The 17,727-nt window shown below is 58.1% G+C and carries 21 protein-coding genes and 1 tRNA gene; 18 read left to right on the top strand and 4 right to left on the bottom strand.

Features of this window, described 5'->3' with window-relative positions; translation table 11 throughout:
- Positions 1 to 34: 34 nt before the first annotated feature.
- Positions 35 to 640 carry a cold-shock protein gene (locus AACY45_RS24570; protein ID WP_339547884.1) on the bottom strand — a complete coding sequence of 202 codons (606 nt, stop codon included), beginning with the start codon at positions 638 to 640 and terminating at the stop codon, positions 35 to 37.
- Positions 641 to 1,020: 380 nt separating this feature from the next.
- Here AACY45_RS24570 and AACY45_RS24565 point away from each other — a divergent pair, with 380 nt between their 5' ends.
- From AACY45_RS24565 to AACY45_RS24480, 18 genes are all read left to right on the top strand, one after another.
- Entirely contained in the window at positions 1,021 to 1,494 is a 474-nt protein-coding gene (locus AACY45_RS24565; protein ID WP_339547882.1) for a Dps family protein, read from the top strand.
- A gap of 295 nt (positions 1,495 to 1,789) precedes the next feature.
- Positions 1,790 to 2,125, top strand: coding sequence for a ribbon-helix-helix domain-containing protein (locus AACY45_RS24560; RefSeq protein ID WP_339547880.1), 336 nt, complete (start codon positions 1,790 to 1,792; stop codon positions 2,123 to 2,125).
- A 175-nt stretch (positions 2,126 to 2,300) separates the two neighbouring features.
- Positions 2,301 to 2,522 carry an FmdB family zinc ribbon protein gene (locus AACY45_RS24555; RefSeq protein ID WP_010457489.1) on the top strand — a complete coding sequence of 74 codons (222 nt, stop codon included), beginning with the start codon at positions 2,301 to 2,303 and terminating at the stop codon, positions 2,520 to 2,522.
- A 107-nt stretch (positions 2,523 to 2,629) separates the two neighbouring features.
- A complete protein-coding gene (gene aspS, locus AACY45_RS24550) occupies positions 2,630 to 4,405 on the top strand; it encodes an aspartate--tRNA ligase (protein ID WP_166591764.1) in 1,776 nt (591 codons plus the stop codon).
- Positions 4,406 to 4,518: 113 nt separating this feature from the next.
- Positions 4,519 to 5,265, top strand: coding sequence for a YebC/PmpR family DNA-binding transcriptional regulator (locus tag AACY45_RS24545; protein ID WP_339547877.1), 747 nt, complete (start codon positions 4,519 to 4,521; stop codon positions 5,263 to 5,265).
- 157 nt (positions 5,266 to 5,422) lie between these two features.
- Complete coding sequence (gene ruvC, locus AACY45_RS24540; protein ID WP_008147379.1) at positions 5,423 to 5,947, top strand: crossover junction endodeoxyribonuclease RuvC; 525 nt, start codon at positions 5,423 to 5,425, stop codon at positions 5,945 to 5,947.
- A 119-nt stretch (positions 5,948 to 6,066) separates the two neighbouring features.
- Positions 6,067 to 6,678, top strand: coding sequence for a Holliday junction branch migration protein RuvA (ruvA, locus tag AACY45_RS24535; protein WP_339547874.1), 612 nt, complete (start codon positions 6,067 to 6,069; stop codon positions 6,676 to 6,678).
- Positions 6,679 to 7,740: a Holliday junction branch migration DNA helicase RuvB gene (gene ruvB, locus AACY45_RS24530; protein ID WP_339547872.1), complete on the top strand. Its 1,062-nt coding sequence runs from the start codon at positions 6,679 to 6,681 to the stop codon at positions 7,738 to 7,740.
- 136 nt (positions 7,741 to 7,876) lie between these two features.
- On the top strand, positions 7,877 to 8,344 hold the full coding sequence (gene ybgC, locus AACY45_RS24525) for a tol-pal system-associated acyl-CoA thioesterase (RefSeq protein WP_027619828.1): 468 nt from the start codon (positions 7,877 to 7,879) through the stop codon (positions 8,342 to 8,344).
- Positions 8,334 to 9,029, top strand: a complete 696-nt coding sequence (tolQ, locus tag AACY45_RS24520; RefSeq protein ID WP_034149144.1) for a protein TolQ — start codon at positions 8,334 to 8,336, stop codon at positions 9,027 to 9,029. The genes ybgC and tolQ overlap by 11 nt, the downstream gene beginning before the upstream one ends.
- Before the next feature lie 23 nt (positions 9,030 to 9,052).
- Entirely contained in the window at positions 9,053 to 9,505 is a 453-nt protein-coding gene (tolR, locus tag AACY45_RS24515) for a protein TolR (protein ID WP_339547941.1), read from the top strand.
- Positions 9,505 to 10,584: a cell envelope integrity protein TolA gene (gene tolA, locus AACY45_RS24510; protein WP_339547869.1), complete on the top strand. Its 1,080-nt coding sequence runs from the start codon at positions 9,505 to 9,507 to the stop codon at positions 10,582 to 10,584. The genes tolR and tolA overlap by 1 nt, the downstream gene beginning before the upstream one ends.
- 17 nt (positions 10,585 to 10,601) lie before the next feature.
- Positions 10,602 to 11,882 (top strand): Tol-Pal system beta propeller repeat protein TolB, encoded by a 1,281-nt coding sequence (gene tolB / locus AACY45_RS24505; RefSeq protein ID WP_174244593.1) that lies wholly within the window; start codon positions 10,602 to 10,604, stop codon positions 11,880 to 11,882.
- Between the two features lie 52 nt (positions 11,883 to 11,934).
- Positions 11,935 to 12,432, top strand: coding sequence for a peptidoglycan-associated lipoprotein Pal (gene pal, locus AACY45_RS24500; protein ID WP_003178634.1), 498 nt, complete (start codon positions 11,935 to 11,937; stop codon positions 12,430 to 12,432).
- Between the two features lie 6 nt (positions 12,433 to 12,438).
- Positions 12,439 to 13,254, top strand: coding sequence for a tol-pal system protein YbgF (gene ybgF / locus AACY45_RS24495; protein WP_339547867.1), 816 nt, complete (start codon positions 12,439 to 12,441; stop codon positions 13,252 to 13,254).
- 167 nt (positions 13,255 to 13,421) lie between these two features.
- Complete coding sequence (gene queE / locus AACY45_RS24490; RefSeq protein ID WP_339547865.1) at positions 13,422 to 14,069, top strand: 7-carboxy-7-deazaguanine synthase QueE; 648 nt, start codon at positions 13,422 to 13,424, stop codon at positions 14,067 to 14,069.
- Between the two features lies 1 nt (position 14,070).
- Positions 14,071 to 14,763, top strand: coding sequence for a 7-cyano-7-deazaguanine synthase QueC (queC, locus tag AACY45_RS24485; protein ID WP_339547863.1), 693 nt, complete (start codon positions 14,071 to 14,073; stop codon positions 14,761 to 14,763).
- A 63-nt stretch (positions 14,764 to 14,826) separates the two neighbouring features.
- A tRNA-Lys gene (locus tag AACY45_RS24480) sits at positions 14,827 to 14,902 on the top strand.
- 368 nt (positions 14,903 to 15,270) lie between these two features.
- On the opposite strand, the gene AACY45_RS24475 is transcribed toward AACY45_RS24480, so the two are convergent.
- The 3 genes from AACY45_RS24475 to AACY45_RS24465 form a co-directional block, all read right to left on the bottom strand.
- Complete coding sequence (locus AACY45_RS24475) at positions 15,271 to 15,741, bottom strand: hypothetical protein (RefSeq protein ID WP_339547861.1); 471 nt, start codon at positions 15,739 to 15,741, stop codon at positions 15,271 to 15,273.
- Complete coding sequence (locus tag AACY45_RS24470) at positions 15,738 to 16,577, bottom strand: tetratricopeptide repeat protein (RefSeq protein WP_339547939.1); 840 nt, start codon at positions 16,575 to 16,577, stop codon at positions 15,738 to 15,740. Before AACY45_RS24470 ends, AACY45_RS24475 begins: the two co-directional genes overlap by 4 nt.
- A gap of 283 nt (positions 16,578 to 16,860) precedes the next feature.
- Positions 16,861 to 17,520: a tetratricopeptide repeat protein gene (locus AACY45_RS24465; protein ID WP_339547859.1), complete on the bottom strand. Its 660-nt coding sequence runs from the start codon at positions 17,518 to 17,520 to the stop codon at positions 16,861 to 16,863.
- Between the last annotated feature and the right edge of the window lie 207 nt (positions 17,521 to 17,727).

Raw genomic sequence — 17,727 nt, 5'->3', positions numbered from 1 at the left:
GCGGTTTTTTTTCGAGCGGGTAGCGAGGCTGGGATCAGCGGCGCGGCAGGGCCGCAATCACGTCTTCAGCTTGCAGGCCTTTATCCCGGTTCATCACCGAGAACTCCACGCGCTGGCCTTCGACCAGGACGCGGTGACCTTCGCCACGAATGGCGCGGAAGTGCACAAAAATATCATCCCCGGAGTCGCGGGAAATGAAACCGAAACCCTTGGAGGTGTTGAACCACTTCACGGTGCCGGTATCCCGGTTGGTCATGTCGTAGTTTTGATGGGTCGCGGCAGCGGGTGAAGATCGATAGAAGCTAATGGCCAGATGCAGCAGGACCGCGACCAAAGCAACGATGAGGCTGAACAGCACCGCTGGGTGACCGCCGATTTCCGGCATTGGTGCCAGCAGGGTCAGGGTTTGCAGGACAACGGCAAGCACCAGCAAGGCGCTGACCAGGTTTTGCAGTTGATGGCGAGGGCCTTTGTTCCAGTAAGGGATTACCGGAGCGAGGGTCAGGTTGAGCAGACCGAAGAACGCCAGGTACAGCGCGTCAGGTTGTTGCAGGTAGGGTACGGCTTCGGTTCGCAAGCTAGGGATGAAGGACAACAGCAAGGCTGCTGCGCCCGTTAGCAGGTGGACGATTTTCAACATTTTAATTGACTCACGTTAAGACGGATCGCAAGGAAGAGCTGATTGAGTACGGTTCGCTTCTGAACAATGGGAGGCGGTGGACACGCACCCGGTATCAGCCTATGCACGGCACGCGGGGAAATAGCGGCAGTGACACGGCGTCTATTTAACAGCAAAGGCCGTACCTTCTCAAATCAGTGCAAAGGACGCGTGCGCCCGGGTGGCCAGTGATTGGTGCCGGGGCTGGCAGCGGTCTTGGGTGAAGGCTTGTTCTAGACGCTTCAGGCCGTATTTTCGGGTGCCAATCGGCCGGAGCAGGCGCGGCCAGCACAGTGCCCGGACTCTTGCTACAGTGAGGGCGCAACCGTGCAACGGACTTCATCACTGACAAGGGGAACAGCATGGCAATTGATATTGGTATCAGCGAGGCGGATCGCAAGTCCATCGTCGATGGGCTTTCGCGATTGCTGTCGGACACTTATGTGCTCTATCTGAAAACCCATAACTTCCACTGGAATGTCACAGGGCCGATGTTTCGTACCCTGCACTTGATGTTCGAAGAACAATATAACGAGTTGGCCCTGGCGGTGGACCTGATTGCCGAGCGTATTCGAGCGTTGGGTTTTCCGGCCCCTGGCGCCTATTCCATCTACGCGCGACTGTCTTCCATTAAAGAAGAGGAGGGTGTGCCCAGTGCCGAAGAGATGATCCAGCAACTTGTCCAGGGGCAGGAGGCGGTCACCCGTACGGCGCGCGGGATATTTCCCCTGCTGGAAAAAGTCAGCGACGAACCCACTGCGGACCTGCTGACGCAGCGCATGCAAGTCCATGAGAAAACCGCCTGGATGCTGCGCTCGCTGCTGGACGGCCAGTAACCCGGAACCTGACGGATGGCGCCGACCTGTCGGCGCTATCCGTGTGGGGTGTCGCGCCTGGAGTCGGAAAATGTCCCATGCGTGATTCTTAATTTTCCCAGGCTCTTGCGAGATTATTCCTGCGCCATCTTTCCGTTTCGCTGTTGCATTTAGGGGGGGGTCAATAGTCTTGTTGCCGCTGTCGGCTTGTCCTACATCTGTCGTTATAAATGCATCTGGAAATATGTATCTGCTTACGTTTTTATAACGACTCGGAGCGTTGTTATAAATGGAATGACAAAGGAGTGTCAGTCATATGGTGAGAATCTCAGCGACAGGTGCTGATGGAGTTTCCAGGCCTCAGGATATAAAGATTGACCCCTTCGTTCGTGAGTTTGACATGGGCCTGGCGCAGCCATTGGCCAGGTCGGTGCGCTTGAATGGGTTCGCCACCTGCCTGCGGCTGGAGCAGGTGTACTGGAACATCCTGGCCAGTATTGCCAGGAACAATCGCTGCTCGGTCAACGCATTGCTGTCCCGGGTCGATCGCGAGGTGCATCTGCGCCACGGTGGGGTGAAGAACTTCAGCGGCCTGGTACGGGTGATGTGTGTGGTGCACAGCTTGAGCCAGGATCCCGTGGGCATTGAATGAATCCGGGGTGCCGGGGCAGGGCGGCCGGCACACCCCAGTGCCGGTCGTCATCCGGCCCGGATGGGGCCCTGTGCAGCGTTACGGCTGCACAGGCTCGATTTAATCGATATAATCCCGCTCTTTGCCGCCAAACCCATTGTTTGCGCGGGATGAACCTGATCGCCGAGACAACCCCATGCCGATGTACGACTATCAATGTGCTTCCTGTGGTCATCAGTTGGAAGCCATTCAAAAGATCAGCGCAGCACCGTTGGTCGACTGCCCTGCCTGCCAGGCGCCCGAACTGAAAAAAATGTTGTCGATGCCGGGCTTTCGCCTGAGCGGTACCGGTTGGTACGAAACCGACTTCAAGACCGGTTCGAAGAAGAATCTGGCCGGTGGCGACAAAGCTGACTAAGTTGAACGACACACCGAGCTCTTGCATTATCTGGCACTTCATTCAAGTGCGGCGGTGCAGCAAGACCTCCCATCGAATTTCGAATTACGAGAAGTGAAACCACTACCATGATGCGCAGCCATTATTGCGGCCAACTGAACGAAAGCCTGGAAGGTCAGGAAATTACCCTTTGCGGATGGGTCCATCGTCGTCGTGACCACGGCGGGGTGATTTTCCTCGATATCCGTGATCGTGATGGTCTGGCCCAGGTGGTGTTCGACCCGGATCGTGCTGAAACCTTCGCCGCCGCCGACCGCGTGCGCAGCGAGTATGTGGTCAAGGTCACCGGCAAGGTGCGCCTGCGTCCGGCCGGTGCCGGCAACGCCAACATGGCCTCGGGCATGATCGAAGTCCTGGGTTACGAGCTGGAAGTGCTGAACGAAGCGGAAACCCCGCCGTTCCCGCTCAACGAGTTCTCCGACGTCGGCGAGGAAACCCGCCTGCGCTATCGCTTCATCGACCTGCGTCGTCCGGAAATGCTCGAGAAGCTGCGCCTGCGTTCGCGCATGACCACCAGCATCCGTCGTTACCTTGACGAGAACGGCTTCCTCGACGTCGAGACGCCGATCCTGACCCGTGCTACACCGGAAGGCGCCCGTGACTACCTGGTGCCAAGCCGTACTCACGCTGGCAGCTTCTTCGCCTTGCCGCAATCGCCACAGCTGTTCAAGCAACTGCTGATGGTCGCCGGCTTCGATCGTTACTACCAGATCGCCAAGTGCTTCCGCGACGAAGACCTGCGTGCCGACCGCCAGCCGGAATTCACCCAGATCGACATCGAAACCAGCTTCCTTGATGAAAAAGACATCATGGGCCTGACCGAAGGCATGATCCGCAACCTGTTCAAGGAAGTGCTGGGTCTGGAATTCGGCGATTTCCCACACATGACCTGGGACGAGGCCATGCGTCGTTACGGTTCCGACAAGCCGGACCTGCGTAACCCGCTGGAACTGGTTGACGTTGCCGACCAGCTCAAGGACGTTGAATTCAAGGTGTTCAGCGGCCCGGCCAACGACCCGAAATGCCGTATCGCGGCATTGCGCGTTCCAGGCGGGGCGAGCATGCCACGCAAGCAGATCGACGATTACACCAAGTTCGTCGGCATCTACGGTGCCAAGGGCCTGGCCTACATCAAGGTCAACGAGCGCGCTGCCGGTGTTGACGGCCTGCAATCGCCGATCGTGAAAAACATCCCGCAAGACAACTTGAACGTGATCCTCGATCGCGTGGGTGCAGTGGACGGCGACATCGTGTTCTTCGGTGCCGACAAAGCCAAGATCGTCAGCGAAGCCTTGGGCGCCCTGCGGATCAAGCTCGGTCACGACCTGAACCTGCTGACCTGCGAGTGGGCCCCGATGTGGGTCGTCGACTTCCCGATGTTCGAAGAGAACGACGACGGCAGCTTCACCGCCTTGCACCACCCGTTCACCGCGCCGAAATGCACGCCGCAAGAGCTGGAAGCCAACCCGGCGACCGCGCTGTCGCGTGCCTATGACATGGTCCTCAACGGCACTGAGCTGGGTGGCGGTTCGATCCGTATCCACCGCAAGGAAATGCAGCAATCGGTATTCCGCCTGCTGGGTATCAGCGAAGCGGAACAGGAAGAGAAATTCGGCTTCCTGCTCGACGCCCTGAAGTACGGCGCACCGCCCCACGGCGGCCTGGCCTTCGGCCTGGATCGCCTGGTAATGCTGATGACCGGCGCCCAGTCGATCCGTGAAGTGATCGCGTTCCCGAAAACCCAGAGCGCGGCATGCGTGATGACCCAGGCCCCCGGCCTGGTGGATGCCAAGGCGCTGCGCGAGCTGCATATCCGTTTGCGCGAACAGCCAAAGGCTGAGTAAGGCTGGCCACCCTGGCGTATCCGTGGATACGCCAGGGGGCAGATCCAGCGTGTATTGCCCGCTCGCCTTCCAGGGTGTGCGGGCATTGTTTTAAAGAGAATTCGGAGCGAGTTATGGCGGGTCATTCGAAGTGGGCGAACATCAAGCACCGCAAAGAACGTCAGGATGCCAAGAAAGGCAAGATTTTCACCAAGTGGATTCGTGAGCTGACCGTCGCGGCCCGTCAGGGCGGCGGCGATCCCGGCTCCAACCCGCGGTTGCGCCTGGCGCTGGACAAGGCCCTGGGTGCGAACATGAGCCGTGACATCATCGATCGCGCGGTGGCCCGTGGGGCTGGCGCTGCCGACACCGATGACATGGTCGAGCTGAGCTATGAGGGCTATGGCCCGGGTGGCGTGGCGGTGATGGTCGAGTGCATGACCGATAACCGCAACCGCACGGCGGCGGCAGTTCGACATGCTTTCAGCAAGTGCGGCGGTAACCTGGGCACGGACGGCTCGGTGGCCTACCTGTTCGAACGCAAGGGGCAGATCTCCTTTGCCCCGGGTGTCGATGAAGACGCCTTGATGGAAGCCGCGATGGAGGCTGACGCCGATGACGTGGTGACCAACGAAGACGGTTCGATCGATGTGTTTACGTCGTTCGCCGGTTTTTATGCGGTGCGTAACACCCTGGAAGCGGCGGGCTTCAAGGCCGACGACGCGGAAATCGTGATGCTGCCGACCACCAGTGCCGAACTGGACCTGGAAGGCGCCGAGAAGGTGCTCAAGCTGATCGACATGCTGGAGGATCTGGATGACGTGCAGAACGTCTATTCCAACGCCGATATTCCTGAGTCGGTGGCTGCACAGCTCGGTTAAAGGCGACTAGGATCTACTGTGGGAGCGAGCTTGCTCGCGAATGCGGACTTTCGGGCAACATCGTTGCTGAATAGGAAACCGCTTTCGCGAGCGGGCTCGCTCCCACATTTGTTTATTCGCATAATCGTATATCGTGCTTTTTTGACCCGCAGGCGTTATGACTTTAATTCTTGGTATCGACCCCGGTTCACGCATTACCGGTTATGGCGTGGTACGCGATACCGGTCGTGGCTGCGTGTACGTGGCGTCGGGTTGTATTCGCACCGGCAGCGGTGAGTTACATGAGCGGTTGCAAATTGTTTATCGCGGCGTGCGTGAGGTGATCCAGACCTACGGTCCGGTGACCATGGGCATCGAGAAGGTCTTCATGGCCCGCAACGCCGACTCCGCGCTGAAGCTTGGCCAGGCCCGTGGTGCCGCTATTGTGGCGGGTGCCGAAGAGAGTCTGGAAATCGCCGAGTACACCGCTACCCAGGTCAAGCAGGCGGTCACCGGTACCGGCGCGGCCAACAAGGAGCAGGTGCAGATGATGGTCATGCACATGCTCAAGCTCACCAGCAAACCGCAAATCGATGCCTCGGACGCCCTGGCCATCGCGATTTGTCATGCCCATACCCGTTCCAGCTTGCTGCCCCACGGCCTGGGGACGGCGCGCAGTCGTGGCGGTCGCCTGCGCCTGTGATCTGATAGCATCCACCCACGAGTTTTTATTGGTTGAGCGTTTTGTGCCTGTACTGTCGGCGATCTCGCTCACTTTGCTCTTCGAACGCCTGATCTGGCTAACGCTTAAGGATTTGAAACGTGATTGGACGTTTGCGCGGCACCTTGGCTGAGAAACAGCCGCCGCACCTGATACTGGATGTCAACGGCCTGGGCTACGAGCTGGAAGTGCCGATGACCACCCTCTATCGACTGCCGTCTATCGGTGAGCCGATAACCCTGCACACCCATTTGGTGGTGCGCGAAGATGCCCAGCTGCTTTATGGTTTCATCGGCAAGCGTGATCGGGACTTTTTCCGCGAGCTGATCCGCCTCAATGGTGTGGGTCCGAAGCTGGCGCTGGCATTGATGTCGAGCCTTGAGGTCGACGAACTGGTGCGTTGTGTGCAGGCCCAGGACACGTCGGCGCTGACCAAGGTGCCGGGTGTCGGCAAGAAGACCGCCGAGCGCTTGCTGGTGGAGCTCAAGGACCGCTTCAAGGCCTGGGAGGCCGTGCCGAGCATGTTTGCCCTGGTGCCGAACCAGCCCGATGGTCCCGCGCAGCCGGTGGCTTCGGCGGAGACTGATGCGGTCAGCGCGCTGATCTCCCTGGGCTACAAGCCGCAGGAAGCCAGCAAGGCGATTTCCGCGATCAAGGAGAAAGGCTTGAGCAGTGAAGACCTGATTCGTCGTGCCCTGAAGGGAATGATCTAAGTGATTGAAGCTGATCGTCTGATTGCCGCCACTGGTGGCCCCCGTGACCGCGAAGAAGTCCAGGACCGGGCCATCCGCCCGGTCAGCCTGGCTGAATACATCGGCCAGCCGACCGTTCGCGAGCAGATGGAGCTGTTCATCCAGGCGGCGCGCGGGCGCAACGAATCACTGGACCATACGCTGATCTTTGGTCCACCAGGCCTGGGCAAGACCACGCTGGCCAACATCATCGCCCAGGAAATGGGCGTCTCGATCAAAAGCACCTCGGGCCCGGTGCTGGAGCGTCCAGGCGACCTGGCGGCGTTGCTGACCAACCTCGAACCCCATGACGTGCTGTTCATCGATGAAATCCATCGCCTGTCGCCGATTGTCGAGGAAGTGCTGTACCCGGCCATGGAGGACTTCCAGCTCGACATCATGATTGGCGAAGGCCCGGCGGCACGTTCCATCAAGCTCGACCTGCCACCTTTCACCCTGGTGGGGGCGACCACTCGTGCCGGCATGCTGACCAACCCATTGCGCGACCGCTTCGGCATCGTCCAGCGCCTGGAGTTCTACAGCACCGCCGACCTGGCGACCATCGTCAGTCGTTCGGCCGGCATCTTGGGGCTGCCGCTGGACCCTGAGGGGGCGTTCGAGATCGCCCGCCGGGCCCGCGGCACACCACGCATTGCCAACCGCCTGCTGCGGCGGGTACGGGATTTTGCCGAGGTCCGGGCCAAGGGCCATATCACCAAGCCGATCGCCGACCTGGCACTCAACCTGCTGGATGTCGATGAGCGTGGTTTTGATCATCAGGACCGGCGTTTGCTGCTGACCATGATCGAGAAGTTCGATGGTGGCCCGGTGGGGGTGGACAGTCTGGCGGCGGCCATCAGTGAAGAGCGGCACACCATTGAGGACGTGCTGGAACCGTACCTGATCCAGCAGGGCTACATCATGCGCACTCCCCGTGGACGGGTAGTGACGCGGCATGCGTATTTGCACTTTGGCCTGAACATTCCGACGCGTATGGGTGAAATGCCCACAGTAGACGCGTTTCTGGATGCAGTGGACGATTAATGACGGTCTGCGCCGATTAATTCGGGTTTTGTGTGGTCCTAGGTGGCTGACGAACCCTTGTTTGGCAGCAAAGGCGCAGAAGAATGAAAAACAGTTGCCTGGCCGGATTGGCAACCTGAGGAGTAAGCACTAGAGTATGCGCGCGCAAAACGGGCTAGAGTCGTTCGCACATCGTTGTCGCGTTTATTACGAGGACACCGATGCCGGCGGCATCGTGTATTACGTTAATTACCTCAAGTTTATGGAACGGGCTCGGACCGAGCGGCTACGTGAGTTGGGCTTTGCCCAGTCGCAGCTGGCAGGCGAGGACCTGTTGTTTGTCGTGCATTCCAGCGAAGCGCGCTATCACGCGCCGGCGCGACTGGACGACGAGCTTGTGGTAAGTGCTGAAGTAATCGAATTGAACCGTGTCAGCCTGCGCTTCAAGCAGCAGGTCAGGCGAGCCACGGATAATGCACTGCTCTGCGAAGGGCAGTTTTTGGTGGCCTGTGTGCGCACCCATAGTTTGAAACCCCGGGCCATTCCCGAAGCTCTACGTGCGGCCTTTGCCGACGTGAGCGGCGCGGGTACACACTCAAAGCAGGAGATAAAGCGTGGAAGCTAACGTCGTCGACCATTCCTCCATGTGGAGCCTGGTCAGCAATGCCAGTATCGTGGTGCAACTGGTAATGCTGACCCTGGTAGCCGCATCGGTGACCTCATGGATCATGATCTTTCAGCGCAGCAACCTGCTGCGCGCCGGTCGACGTGCCCTGGAGAGCTTCGAGGAGCGCTTCTGGTCGGGTATCGACCTGTCCAAGCTGTACCGTCAGGCCGGCAGCAACCCTGATCCGGATTCGGGCGTCGAGCAGATCTTCCGTGCCGGCTTCAAAGAGTTCTCCCGCCTGCGCCAGCAACCGGGTGTAGACCCGGAAGCGGTCATGGAAGGTGTGGCCCGTGCCATGCGCGTGGCCATTTCCCGTGAAGAAGAGAAGCTCGAGCAGAGCCTGCCATTCCTTGCCACTGTTGGTTCGGTCAGCCCCTATATCGGCCTGTTCGGTACCGTCTGGGGCATCATGAACTCCTTCCGCGGCCTGGCCACTGCCCAGCAAGCGACCCTGGCCACCGTGGCCCCGGGTATCGCCGAGGCACTGATCGCCACCGCCATCGGTCTGTTCGCCGCCATCCCGGCCGTTATCGCGTACAACCGCTTTGCCGCGCGCAGCGAAACCCTGATCAGCCGCTACTACACCTTCGCCGATGAATTCCAGGCGATCCTGCACCGTAAAGTGCACACCAGCGAAGAATAAGCAGGTATTTCCCAATGGCTTTAATCGCTCGAGCTCGCAAAAAGCGCAAGCCGGTCGCCGAGATGAACGTGGTGCCTTACATCGACGTGATGCTGGTACTGCTGGTCATCTTCATGGTGACCGCGCCGATGCTCAATCAGGGCGTGAAAGTTGATCTGCCCAAGGTTTCCAGCGAAGCCTTGCCGCAAGACAACAACACCCAGGTCCTGACCATTTCGATCAAGGCTGACAAGACCTACTACTGGAACCTTGGCAGCGAAGTCGACACCGAGAAGCAGCAGGACAGGGCAATGACCCTGCCGCAGATGACGGATGCGGTGACCAAGATCATTCGCGCCGGCAACGAAGGTGGCAAGCAGACCCAAGTGTTCATTCGTGGCGACAAGACCGTCGACTACGGCGCCGTCATGGGCGCGATGGGTGGGCTGCAGAAAGCCGGAGTCGGTAACGTTGGCTTGATTACCGAGGCGCCCTGATGCAGCAACAGCGAGAGCCAACAGCCTCGGAAAGCTACTTCTGGCCTAGTGTCTGGGCAATTGGCTTGCACGTGCTGGTGTTCGGCATGCTGTTCGTCAGCTTTGCCTTTACCCCGGAGTTGCCGCCGGCCAAGCCGATTGTCCAGGCGACCCTGTACCAGTTGAAATCGAAAAGTCAGGCGACCACCCAGACCAATCAGAAGATTGCGGGTGAAGCGAAGAAGTCCGCTGCGCGCCAGACCGAAGTCGAACAGATGGAACAGAAGAAGGTCGAGCAGGAAGCGGTGAAGGCTGCGGAACAAAAGAAAGAAGAGGCGGCTCAAAAGGCCGAGGAAGCCAAGAAGGCCGACGAGTCGAAGAAAGCCGAAGAAGCGAAAAAGGCTGATGAAGCCAAGAAAGCCGATGAAGCGAAGAAGACCGCCGAAGCCAAGAAGGCAGAAGAGAAACAATTGGCTGATATAGCCAAGAAGAAAACCGAAGAAGAAGCCAAGAAGAAAGCTGAAGAAGAGGCCAAGAAAGCGGCCGCTGAAGAAGCGAAGAAGAAAGTAGTCGAAGACGCGAAGAAAAAAGCCGCGGACGACGCCAAGAAGAAAGCTGAGGCGGACGAGGCGAAGAAGAAAGTCGCCGAGGATGCGAAGAAGAAAGCTGCTGCCGACGCTGCGAAGAAAAAATCGCAGGAAGCGGCACGTAAATCCGCCGAAGAGAAAAAGGCCCAGGCCCTGGCAGATTTGCTTTCCGACACGCCGCAGCGTCAGCAGGCCTTGGCCGATGAACGAGGCGATGAAGTCGCAGGCAGTTTCGACGACCTGATTCGTGCACGGGCAGCGGAAGGCTGGGCGCGTCCTCCTTCGGCACGCAAGAACATGACGGTCGTGCTGCAAATTGGCATGTTGCCCGATGGTACGGTGACTTCGGTCACGGTAGCCAAGTCCAGTGGCGATGGTCCGTTCGACAGCTCGGCTGTAGCAGCGGTCAAAAACATTGGACGTTTGACAGAAATGCAGGGAATGAAGCCGAGCGATTTCGCTCCCTATCGTTCATTCAAGATGACATTCACACCTGAGGATCTAGCCTTGTGAGAAACCTTCTTCGAGGAATGCTTGTCGTTATTTGCTGCATGGCAGGGATAGCGGCGGCGGATGAAAAGAACATTCTGGTTACCAGCGGCAGTGATCGGGCGACCCCGATCGCGGTAGTGCCGTTCGGCTGGCAGGGCGGTAGCGTGTTGCCAGACGACATGGCGGAAATCATTGGTAACGATTTGCGCAACTCGGGTTACTACTCGCCGATTCCCAAGCAGAACATGATCAGCCAGCCAACCCAGGCCAGCGAAGTCATCTACCGCGACTGGAAGGCCCTGGGTGCCCAGTACATCATGGTCGGCAGCATTGTTCCGGCCGGCGGTCGCCTGCAGGTGCAGTACGCCCTGTTCAACGTCAACACCGAGCAGCAAGTGCTGACCGGCAGCGTTTCCGGCGGCGTTGACCAGTTGCGCGACATGGCGCACTACATTTCGGACCAGTCGTTTGAAAAGCTGGTGGGCATCAAGGGGGCGTTCTCGACTCGTCTGCTGTATGTGACGGCCGAGCGTTTCTCCGAGAAGAACACCCGCTACACCCTGCAACGCTCGGATTATGACGGTGCACGTGCAGTGACCCTGCTGCAGTCCCGTGAGCCGATCCTGTCGCCGCGTTTTGCCCCCGATGGCAAACGTATTGCCTATGTCTCCTTCGAGCAGAAGCGTCCGCGGATCTTCATGCAGAACATCGACACCGGTCGTCGTGAGCAGATCACCAACTTTGAAGGCCTCAACGGTGCTCCAGCCTGGTCGCCGGACGGTTCGCGCCTGGCGTTCGTGCTGTCCAAGGACGGTAACCCGGATATCTACGTGATGAACCTGGGTTCCCGTCAGATCACCCGAGTGACCGCAGGACCTGGCATCAACACCGAGCCGTTCTGGGGCAAGGATGGCTCGACCATCTACTTCACCTCCGACCGTGGTGGCAAGCCGCAGATCTACAAGACCAGCGCCAGTGGCGGCGGTGCCGAGCGTGTGACCTTCATCGGTAACTACAACGCCAACCCGAAACTGTCGGCCGACGAAAAGACCCTGGTGATGATCCATCGTCAGCAAGGTTTCACCAATTTCAAGGTGGCGGCTCAGGATTTGCAACGCGGTAGCGTAAAAATCCTAACTGATAGCACTCTGGACGAGTCGCCTACTGTTGCGCCCAACGGCACCATGGTAATCTACGCCACCCGCCAGCAGGGCCGGGGAGTCTTGATGCTCGTGTCCATCAATGGACGCGTAAGGCTCCCGCTTCCTACCGCACAAGGCGAAGTCAGAGAACCTTCCTGGTCCCCTTACCTGAACTGACGCGGCGCTATACGTTGTACTTAACACATTGGGGTTCATTAGGAGTTTCACGATGGAAATGCTGAAGTTTGGTAAGTTTGCTGCGCTGGCTCTGGCCATGGCTGTAGCTGTAGGTTGCTCGTCCAAAGGCGGCGACAACGCCGGTGAAGGCGCTGTTGATCCAAACGCTGGTTACGGCGCTAACACTGGTGCTGTTGACGGCTCCCTGAGCGAAGAAGCTGCTCTGCGCGCAATCACCACCTTCTACTTCGAATACGACAGCTCGGACCTGAAGCCAGAAGCCATGCGCGCTCTGGACGTTCACGCCAAAGACCTGAAAGCAAACGGCGCTCGCGTTGTTCTGGAAGGCAACACCGACGAACGTGGTACTCGTGAGTACAACATGGCGCTGGGCGAGCGTCGTGCGAAAGCCGTTCAACGCTACCTGGTACTGCAAGGTGTTTCCCCAGCTCAGCTGGAATTGGTTTCCTACGGCGAAGAGCGTCCAGTTGCTACCGGCAACGACGAGCAGTCCTGGGCTCAAAACCGTCGCGTCGAACTGCGTAAGTAATTCGTCATGCGAACGTGCCGTCGTGCTGTAACTGTCCTGGCTCTCAGTCTCGCGCCGCTTGCGGCGTGGGCTGCGGTTCCTGTGGTCGATAACGATTCCGGTTATAACAATAGCGGGAGCAGTTATCCGCCTGCGGGTTACGGTACGAACGGCGCCTATGCCGGGGGAGGGGTTACGGCCCCTGTTTCGGCACAGGGCGAGCTGTTCAACCAACTGCAACAGATGCAGGAACAGATCGCGCGCCAACAAGGCGTGATCGAAGTTTTGCAAAATGATGTTTCGCGCATGAAGCAAGAAGCCCTGGAGCGATACCAGGATCTTGACCGGCGCATTGGAACGGGCGGTGCACCCGCTGCGGCTCCTGAAAATTCTCCAGCCGGTGGCAATAGCGCCGCCGGTGCGGGCGCTGCGACGCAAGCCCCTGCCGCCAGCAGCGAACCGGGCGATCCGGCGAAGGAAAAGCTCTACTACGATGCGGCCTTCGACCTGATCAAAGCCAAGGACTTCGACAAGGCCAGCCTGGCGTTTGCCGCGTTCCTGCGCAAATACCCGAACAGCCAGTACGCGGGTAATGCCCAATATTGGCTGGGTGAAGTGAACCTGGCCAAAGGCGACCTGCAAGGCGCCGGCCAGGCATTCGCCAAAGTTTCGCAGGTGTATCCCAAGCACAACAAGGTGCCGGACTCGCTGTACAAGCTGGCTGACGTCGAACGTCGCCTGGGTCACGCCGACAAGGTCAAGGGCATTCTGCAGCAGGTGGTCAGCCAGTACCCTGGTACCTCCGCTGCGCAGTTGGCCCAGCGTGATCTGCAGCGCATGTAAGGCAGTTTGACCCGTGTTTCAAGAAACCCGCGCTTGTCGCGGGTTTTTTCGTTAGAATTCACGCCCTTTTTAGCAACACCGCTTTTTGGGATCTGCGCGTTGGCGGGGTTTCATCAAGTGCCTGACGGAGGCGGACAGCCTGTTTAGCTGTTACGCCCGTGGCGACTATGCAAGACACATTGAGAATTACCGAAGTTTTTTACTCGTTGCAGGGTGAAACGCGCACTGCCGGGCTGCCCACTGTTTTTGTGCGCCTGACCGGTTGCCCGCTGCGTTGCCAGTACTGCGACAGTGCCTATGCCTTTACAGGTGGCACCGTGCGACCACTCGATGACATCCTCGAGCAGGTGGCCGGTTTCCGCCCGCGTTATGTCTGTGTGACCGGCGGTGAACCGCTGGCCCAGCCTAACGCCATCCCTTTGCTCAAGCAGCTGTGTGACGCCGGTTACGAAGTGTCGCTGGAAACCAGTGGTTCCATCGACATCTCGGCGGTGGATCCGCGGGTCAGCCGGGTGGTCGACCTGAAGACCCCGGGCTCCAAGGAAGCGCACCGTAACCGCTACGAGAACATCGAGCTGCTGACGCTCAACGACCAGGTCAAGTTTGTGATCTGTTCCCGCGAGGACTACGACTGGGCAGTCTCCAAGTTGATCCAGTACGGTCTCGACCAGCGAGCCGGTGAGGTCCTGTTCTCACCGAGCCATCACGACCTCAATGCGCGTGACCTGGCGGACTGGGTGGTTGCCGACAACCTGCCGGTGCGCTTGCAATTGCAGCTGCACAAATATCTTTGGAACGACGAGCCGGGGCGCTGACATGACTGAACAAACGAATACTCTAGAAAAACGTGCGGTCATCCTGCTGTCCGGTGGCCTGGACTCGGCAACCGTGGTAGCCATGGCCCGTGCCGAAGGCTACAGCTGCTACACCATGAGTTTTGACTACGGCCAGCGTTCCCACGCCGAACTGCACGCCGCTGCGCGGGTGGCCCGGGACTTGGGGGTGGTCGAGCACAAGGTGATTGGCCTGAACCTGAACGGGATCGGCGGTTCGGCCCTGACCGACAGCAGCATCGACGTGCCTGAGACCCCGGGTGAAGGCATCCCGGTGACCTATGTGCCGGCACGCAACACGGTGTTTCTGTCCCTGGCTCTGGGCTGGGCGGAAGTGCTGGGCGCGCGAGACATCTTTATCGGGGTCAACGCGGTGGACTACTCCGGTTACCCGGATTGCCGCCCGGAGTTCGTCGAGGCGTTCGAGCGCATGGCCAACCTGGCGACCAAGGCCGGGGTCGAGGGCAATGGTTTCCGCATCCAGGCCCCGCTGCAGAACCTCAGCAAGGCGCAAATCGTCGAGGCTGGCGTGAAGCTTGGGGTCGACTACGCGCTGACCGTTTCCTGCTATCAGGCGGACGATAAAGGCCGTGCCTGCGCCAAATGCGACAGCTGCCGCCTGCGTGCGGAAGGCTTTGCGGCAGCCGGAATCAGCGACCCTACCAACTATTTTTGATTTATTTTCACTTAGGTGTTGAATAGTCCTTAAAAATCAGTATTATACGCACCACAACGAAGCGGGTCGTTAGCTCAGTTGGTAGAGCAGTTGGCTTTTAACCAATTGGTCGTAGGTTCGAATCCCACACGACCCACCATATTTGGCGGTTTAGAAAATCCGGAAGGCCCACGAAAGTGAGGATTTCCGGGTTTTTTTTTGCCTGCGATTCAGTGGGGGGCGGGGCTGGATGGTGTGTATTGGGGCGGCTTTTTTAGCGAACCAGTCCATGGTCAAGGCGATCGACTTGTGCTTAAGGCGTGATTCGATGGCTCCCTGCACCCAGAGGTTCTGCGGCACGCTTGCCGGGTTCAAGTCCGCGGTACGCTAATCATCCGTCGAGCCCGGCGGTTCGAGCTGGTCGTTCTGCGGGTGATAGTCGCGGCGGCCTAGCGTGCCCGTTGCTGGTTTGCAGGCACGGTGTCTGTGCTTTGTGTTTTGGGTTCGACCTCGACCATGATCTCGAAGCTATGACCGTTCACCAGTTCTACCGTATAGGCCTGAGTGCCTGGAACGTGCTCGAACCGAATCACGCCATCGGCGTCCAGCCAGATCCTCCTGGATCTCCACGCCATCGGCAAACAGGGTGTACGGCTCATCGGTGTACCCCGGCAGCCCCGGTAACGGGCTGAGCACCGCGCTCAGGTTCACCCTGTGCTCTGCGCCGGCCTCGATGATGGCCAGTTGGCCAGCCTTGAGAGGAATCTCACGATCATCAACTGAGCGCTGCGCCTCCAAAGCCCGCGTCTGCTGGAGGCAGGGTTCAGCCTCCGCATCCCGCGCTGGGTTGTCGCCTTGTTCGTAGGTACAGGTGGTGGGATCGGCCAGGGCCGGAGTGCCATTGAGTAGTCCCAACAGGCCGACGGCACAAAAAAACGTCGCCTTAATGAACCGTCCAGGCAGGTACCTACGACTTTCCAGTTTGGTGAGATCGCTCATATCTCCGGCCTGCGATCCGGATGCTCGGCGTCAAAACCTTGTATGGGGTGAGCGGGTAGCGGGTGGTCTTTCATCAGATTGGGAAAGCGTAGACTTCTGTTGGCTCGAAGCTGTTTCCATAGATCGGAGTAGAACTCATGAAGCGCTTGGTCTGGCTTATATCCAAAGTTGTGTATTGGTCGAGGTATAGCTTCGAATGCTCCTTTTAAATTGCTTAACCCCGTAAAACTACCTAACGATGCCGCACGCTGATAATAGAACAGCGAGCGTGGCTTGTTCTCTTTAGCTGTGTCATAAAAGCTGGCGGTTTTCTCTATCGCATCAGGATTTTCCTGAGCGCCCGCACATCGGTAATAACGCTCGGCCATGTCATCATCCTGTTTATCCCTTGGGAGCGCAAAAGCGAAGTACCGGCCTAATTGAACCTGTGCTAAGGGACTGCCCAATTGCGCAGCCTGGAACATATAGGAACTAGCCATCCGGTCCGATTTCAACACCCCACGTCCACGCTCCGCCACCACAGCCCAATTGTAATAACCCAGCGGGACTTTGAGTTTTATCATACGTTCGTAGAGGTCGAGCATCTTGCTGGTATCGATTGCTATTCCGGGGTTTTTTTCTGATCCCGGCTCACCGACGCGATACAGCTGAGCGAGATTATGCATCGCCTTCCAATGATCTTTAGCAATGGCTTTTTCATAGAGTGCGACTACCTCGGGCCAATGCCCCAACTCTCCCTCCAGATAACGAGCCCGTTTAAACCATTGGTCAGCCTCCGCATCCAACGGTGGGTTATGGTCTTTTTCGTGGGCACAGGTAAACGTGGGATAGGCCATAGCCGAAGTGCCATTGAGTATTCCCAACAGGCCGGCGGCACAAAAAAACGTCGCCTTAATGAACCGCCCACGCAGGAGCCGAGGCTTTTCCGGCTGAGTGAAATAACTCATATTTCAGGTCGGCGGTCCGGATGCTCGGCGTCAAAACCTTGTCTTGGGTGAGCAGGCAATGGGTGGTCTTTCATGAGGTTAGGGAAGCGTAAGTCTGGATTAGCATCTAGCTGCTCCCATAGGCTGACATACAGCTCATGAAGCTTTGGGTCCGGTTGATAACCGAAGTTATCTATAGGTTCCGGCTGAGCCGAAAATGCTCCAGTAAGATAGCTAAATCCCGTTGAACTACCCAGCGATGCGGCACGTTGATAGTAAAACAATGCAAGAGGTTTATTTTTTTAACGATTTTATAAAACGAGGCCGTTTCTATAATCGCTTCTGGGACGTGTTGAGCTCCAGCGCATCGAAAGTATGCTTCGGCCATCTGGTCGTCTTGCTTATCTCGCGGCAACTCAAATGAGAAGTAGTTTCCGATTCTAACTTGTGCCAGAGGACTACCTAACTGCGCAGCCTGAAACATATAGGAACTGGCCATCCGGGCCGATTTCAACACCCCACGCCCACGCTCCGCCACCACAGCCCAATTGTAATAACCCAGCGGGACTTTGAGCTTTACCATACGCTCGTAGAGGTCGAGCATCTTGCTGATATCTTTTTCAACGCCAGGCTGTCCGGGCCAGCCCGTGCGATAGAGCCCCGCCAGGTTGTGCATCGCCTTCCAATGATCTTTAGCGATGGCTTTCTCGTACAGCCCGACGATGCTTCGCCAGTTTTTTACCCCTCGAGTTTTTTCGAGCGCGCGGGCCTGTTGAAACCAGCGTTCAGCTTCCGCATCCAGCGGTGGGTTATGGTCTTTTTCGTACGCACAGGTAAACGTGGGATAGGCCATAGCCGGAGCTCCGCTCAACAAGGTGGAAAAAATGAGGGCACAAAGTGAGATCGCTTTAGTCGATCGCTTTGGCATACGGTGTCTCCACATCCCAGAAGCGTGTCAAGTGGGCGATCAGCGGTTCATTTTTGTTTTTATTTTTCCAGTTTGTATCCATCACGTAATTCCATTCATCGAAGTTTGCCTCTGCATCACACCGCCCCTTGT

Source organism: Pseudomonas sp. RA_35y_Pfl2_P32 (genome assembly GCF_963970735.1).
Classification (GTDB): Bacteria; Pseudomonadota; Gammaproteobacteria; order Pseudomonadales; family Pseudomonadaceae; genus Aquipseudomonas.
The sequence above is the reverse complement of the archived record's forward strand: the minus strand, read 5'-3'. Positions and strand labels throughout refer to the sequence as shown.

What these genes read in the sequence shown, in the direction of transcription:
- AACY45_RS24570 (WP_339547884.1), bottom strand. Translation starts at nt 640, where the DNA reads ATGTTGAAAATCGTCCACCTGCTAACGGGCGCAGCAGCCTTGCTGTTG.
- AACY45_RS24565 (WP_339547882.1), top strand. Translation starts at nt 1,021, where the DNA reads ATGGCAATTGATATTGGTATCAGCGAGGCGGATCGCAAGTCCATCGTC.
- AACY45_RS24560 (WP_339547880.1), top strand. Translation starts at nt 1,790, where the DNA reads ATGGTGAGAATCTCAGCGACAGGTGCTGATGGAGTTTCCAGGCCTCAG.
- AACY45_RS24555 (WP_010457489.1), top strand. Translation starts at nt 2,301, where the DNA reads ATGCCGATGTACGACTATCAATGTGCTTCCTGTGGTCATCAGTTGGAA.
- aspS (WP_166591764.1), top strand. Translation starts at nt 2,630, where the DNA reads ATGATGCGCAGCCATTATTGCGGCCAACTGAACGAAAGCCTGGAAGGT.
- AACY45_RS24545 (WP_339547877.1), top strand. Translation starts at nt 4,519, where the DNA reads ATGGCGGGTCATTCGAAGTGGGCGAACATCAAGCACCGCAAAGAACGT.
- ruvC (WP_008147379.1), top strand. Translation starts at nt 5,423, where the DNA reads ATGACTTTAATTCTTGGTATCGACCCCGGTTCACGCATTACCGGTTAT.
- ybgC (WP_027619828.1), top strand. Translation starts at nt 7,877, where the DNA reads ATGCGCGCGCAAAACGGGCTAGAGTCGTTCGCACATCGTTGTCGCGTT.
- tolA (WP_339547869.1), top strand. Translation starts at nt 9,505, where the DNA reads ATGCAGCAACAGCGAGAGCCAACAGCCTCGGAAAGCTACTTCTGGCCT.
- tolB (WP_174244593.1), top strand. Translation starts at nt 10,602, where the DNA reads ATGCTTGTCGTTATTTGCTGCATGGCAGGGATAGCGGCGGCGGATGAA.
- pal (WP_003178634.1), top strand. Translation starts at nt 11,935, where the DNA reads ATGGAAATGCTGAAGTTTGGTAAGTTTGCTGCGCTGGCTCTGGCCATG.
- ybgF (WP_339547867.1), top strand. Translation starts at nt 12,439, where the DNA reads ATGCGAACGTGCCGTCGTGCTGTAACTGTCCTGGCTCTCAGTCTCGCG.
- queE (WP_339547865.1), top strand. Translation starts at nt 13,422, where the DNA reads ATGCAAGACACATTGAGAATTACCGAAGTTTTTTACTCGTTGCAGGGT.
- queC (WP_339547863.1), top strand. Translation starts at nt 14,071, where the DNA reads ATGACTGAACAAACGAATACTCTAGAAAAACGTGCGGTCATCCTGCTG.
- AACY45_RS24475 (WP_339547861.1), bottom strand. Translation starts at nt 15,741, where the DNA reads ATGAGCGATCTCACCAAACTGGAAAGTCGTAGGTACCTGCCTGGACGG.
- AACY45_RS24470 (WP_339547939.1), bottom strand. Translation starts at nt 16,577, where the DNA reads ATGGCCTATCCCACGTTTACCTGTGCCCACGAAAAAGACCATAACCCA.
- AACY45_RS24465 (WP_339547859.1), bottom strand. Translation starts at nt 17,520, where the DNA reads ATGGCCTATCCCACGTTTACCTGTGCGTACGAAAAAGACCATAACCCA.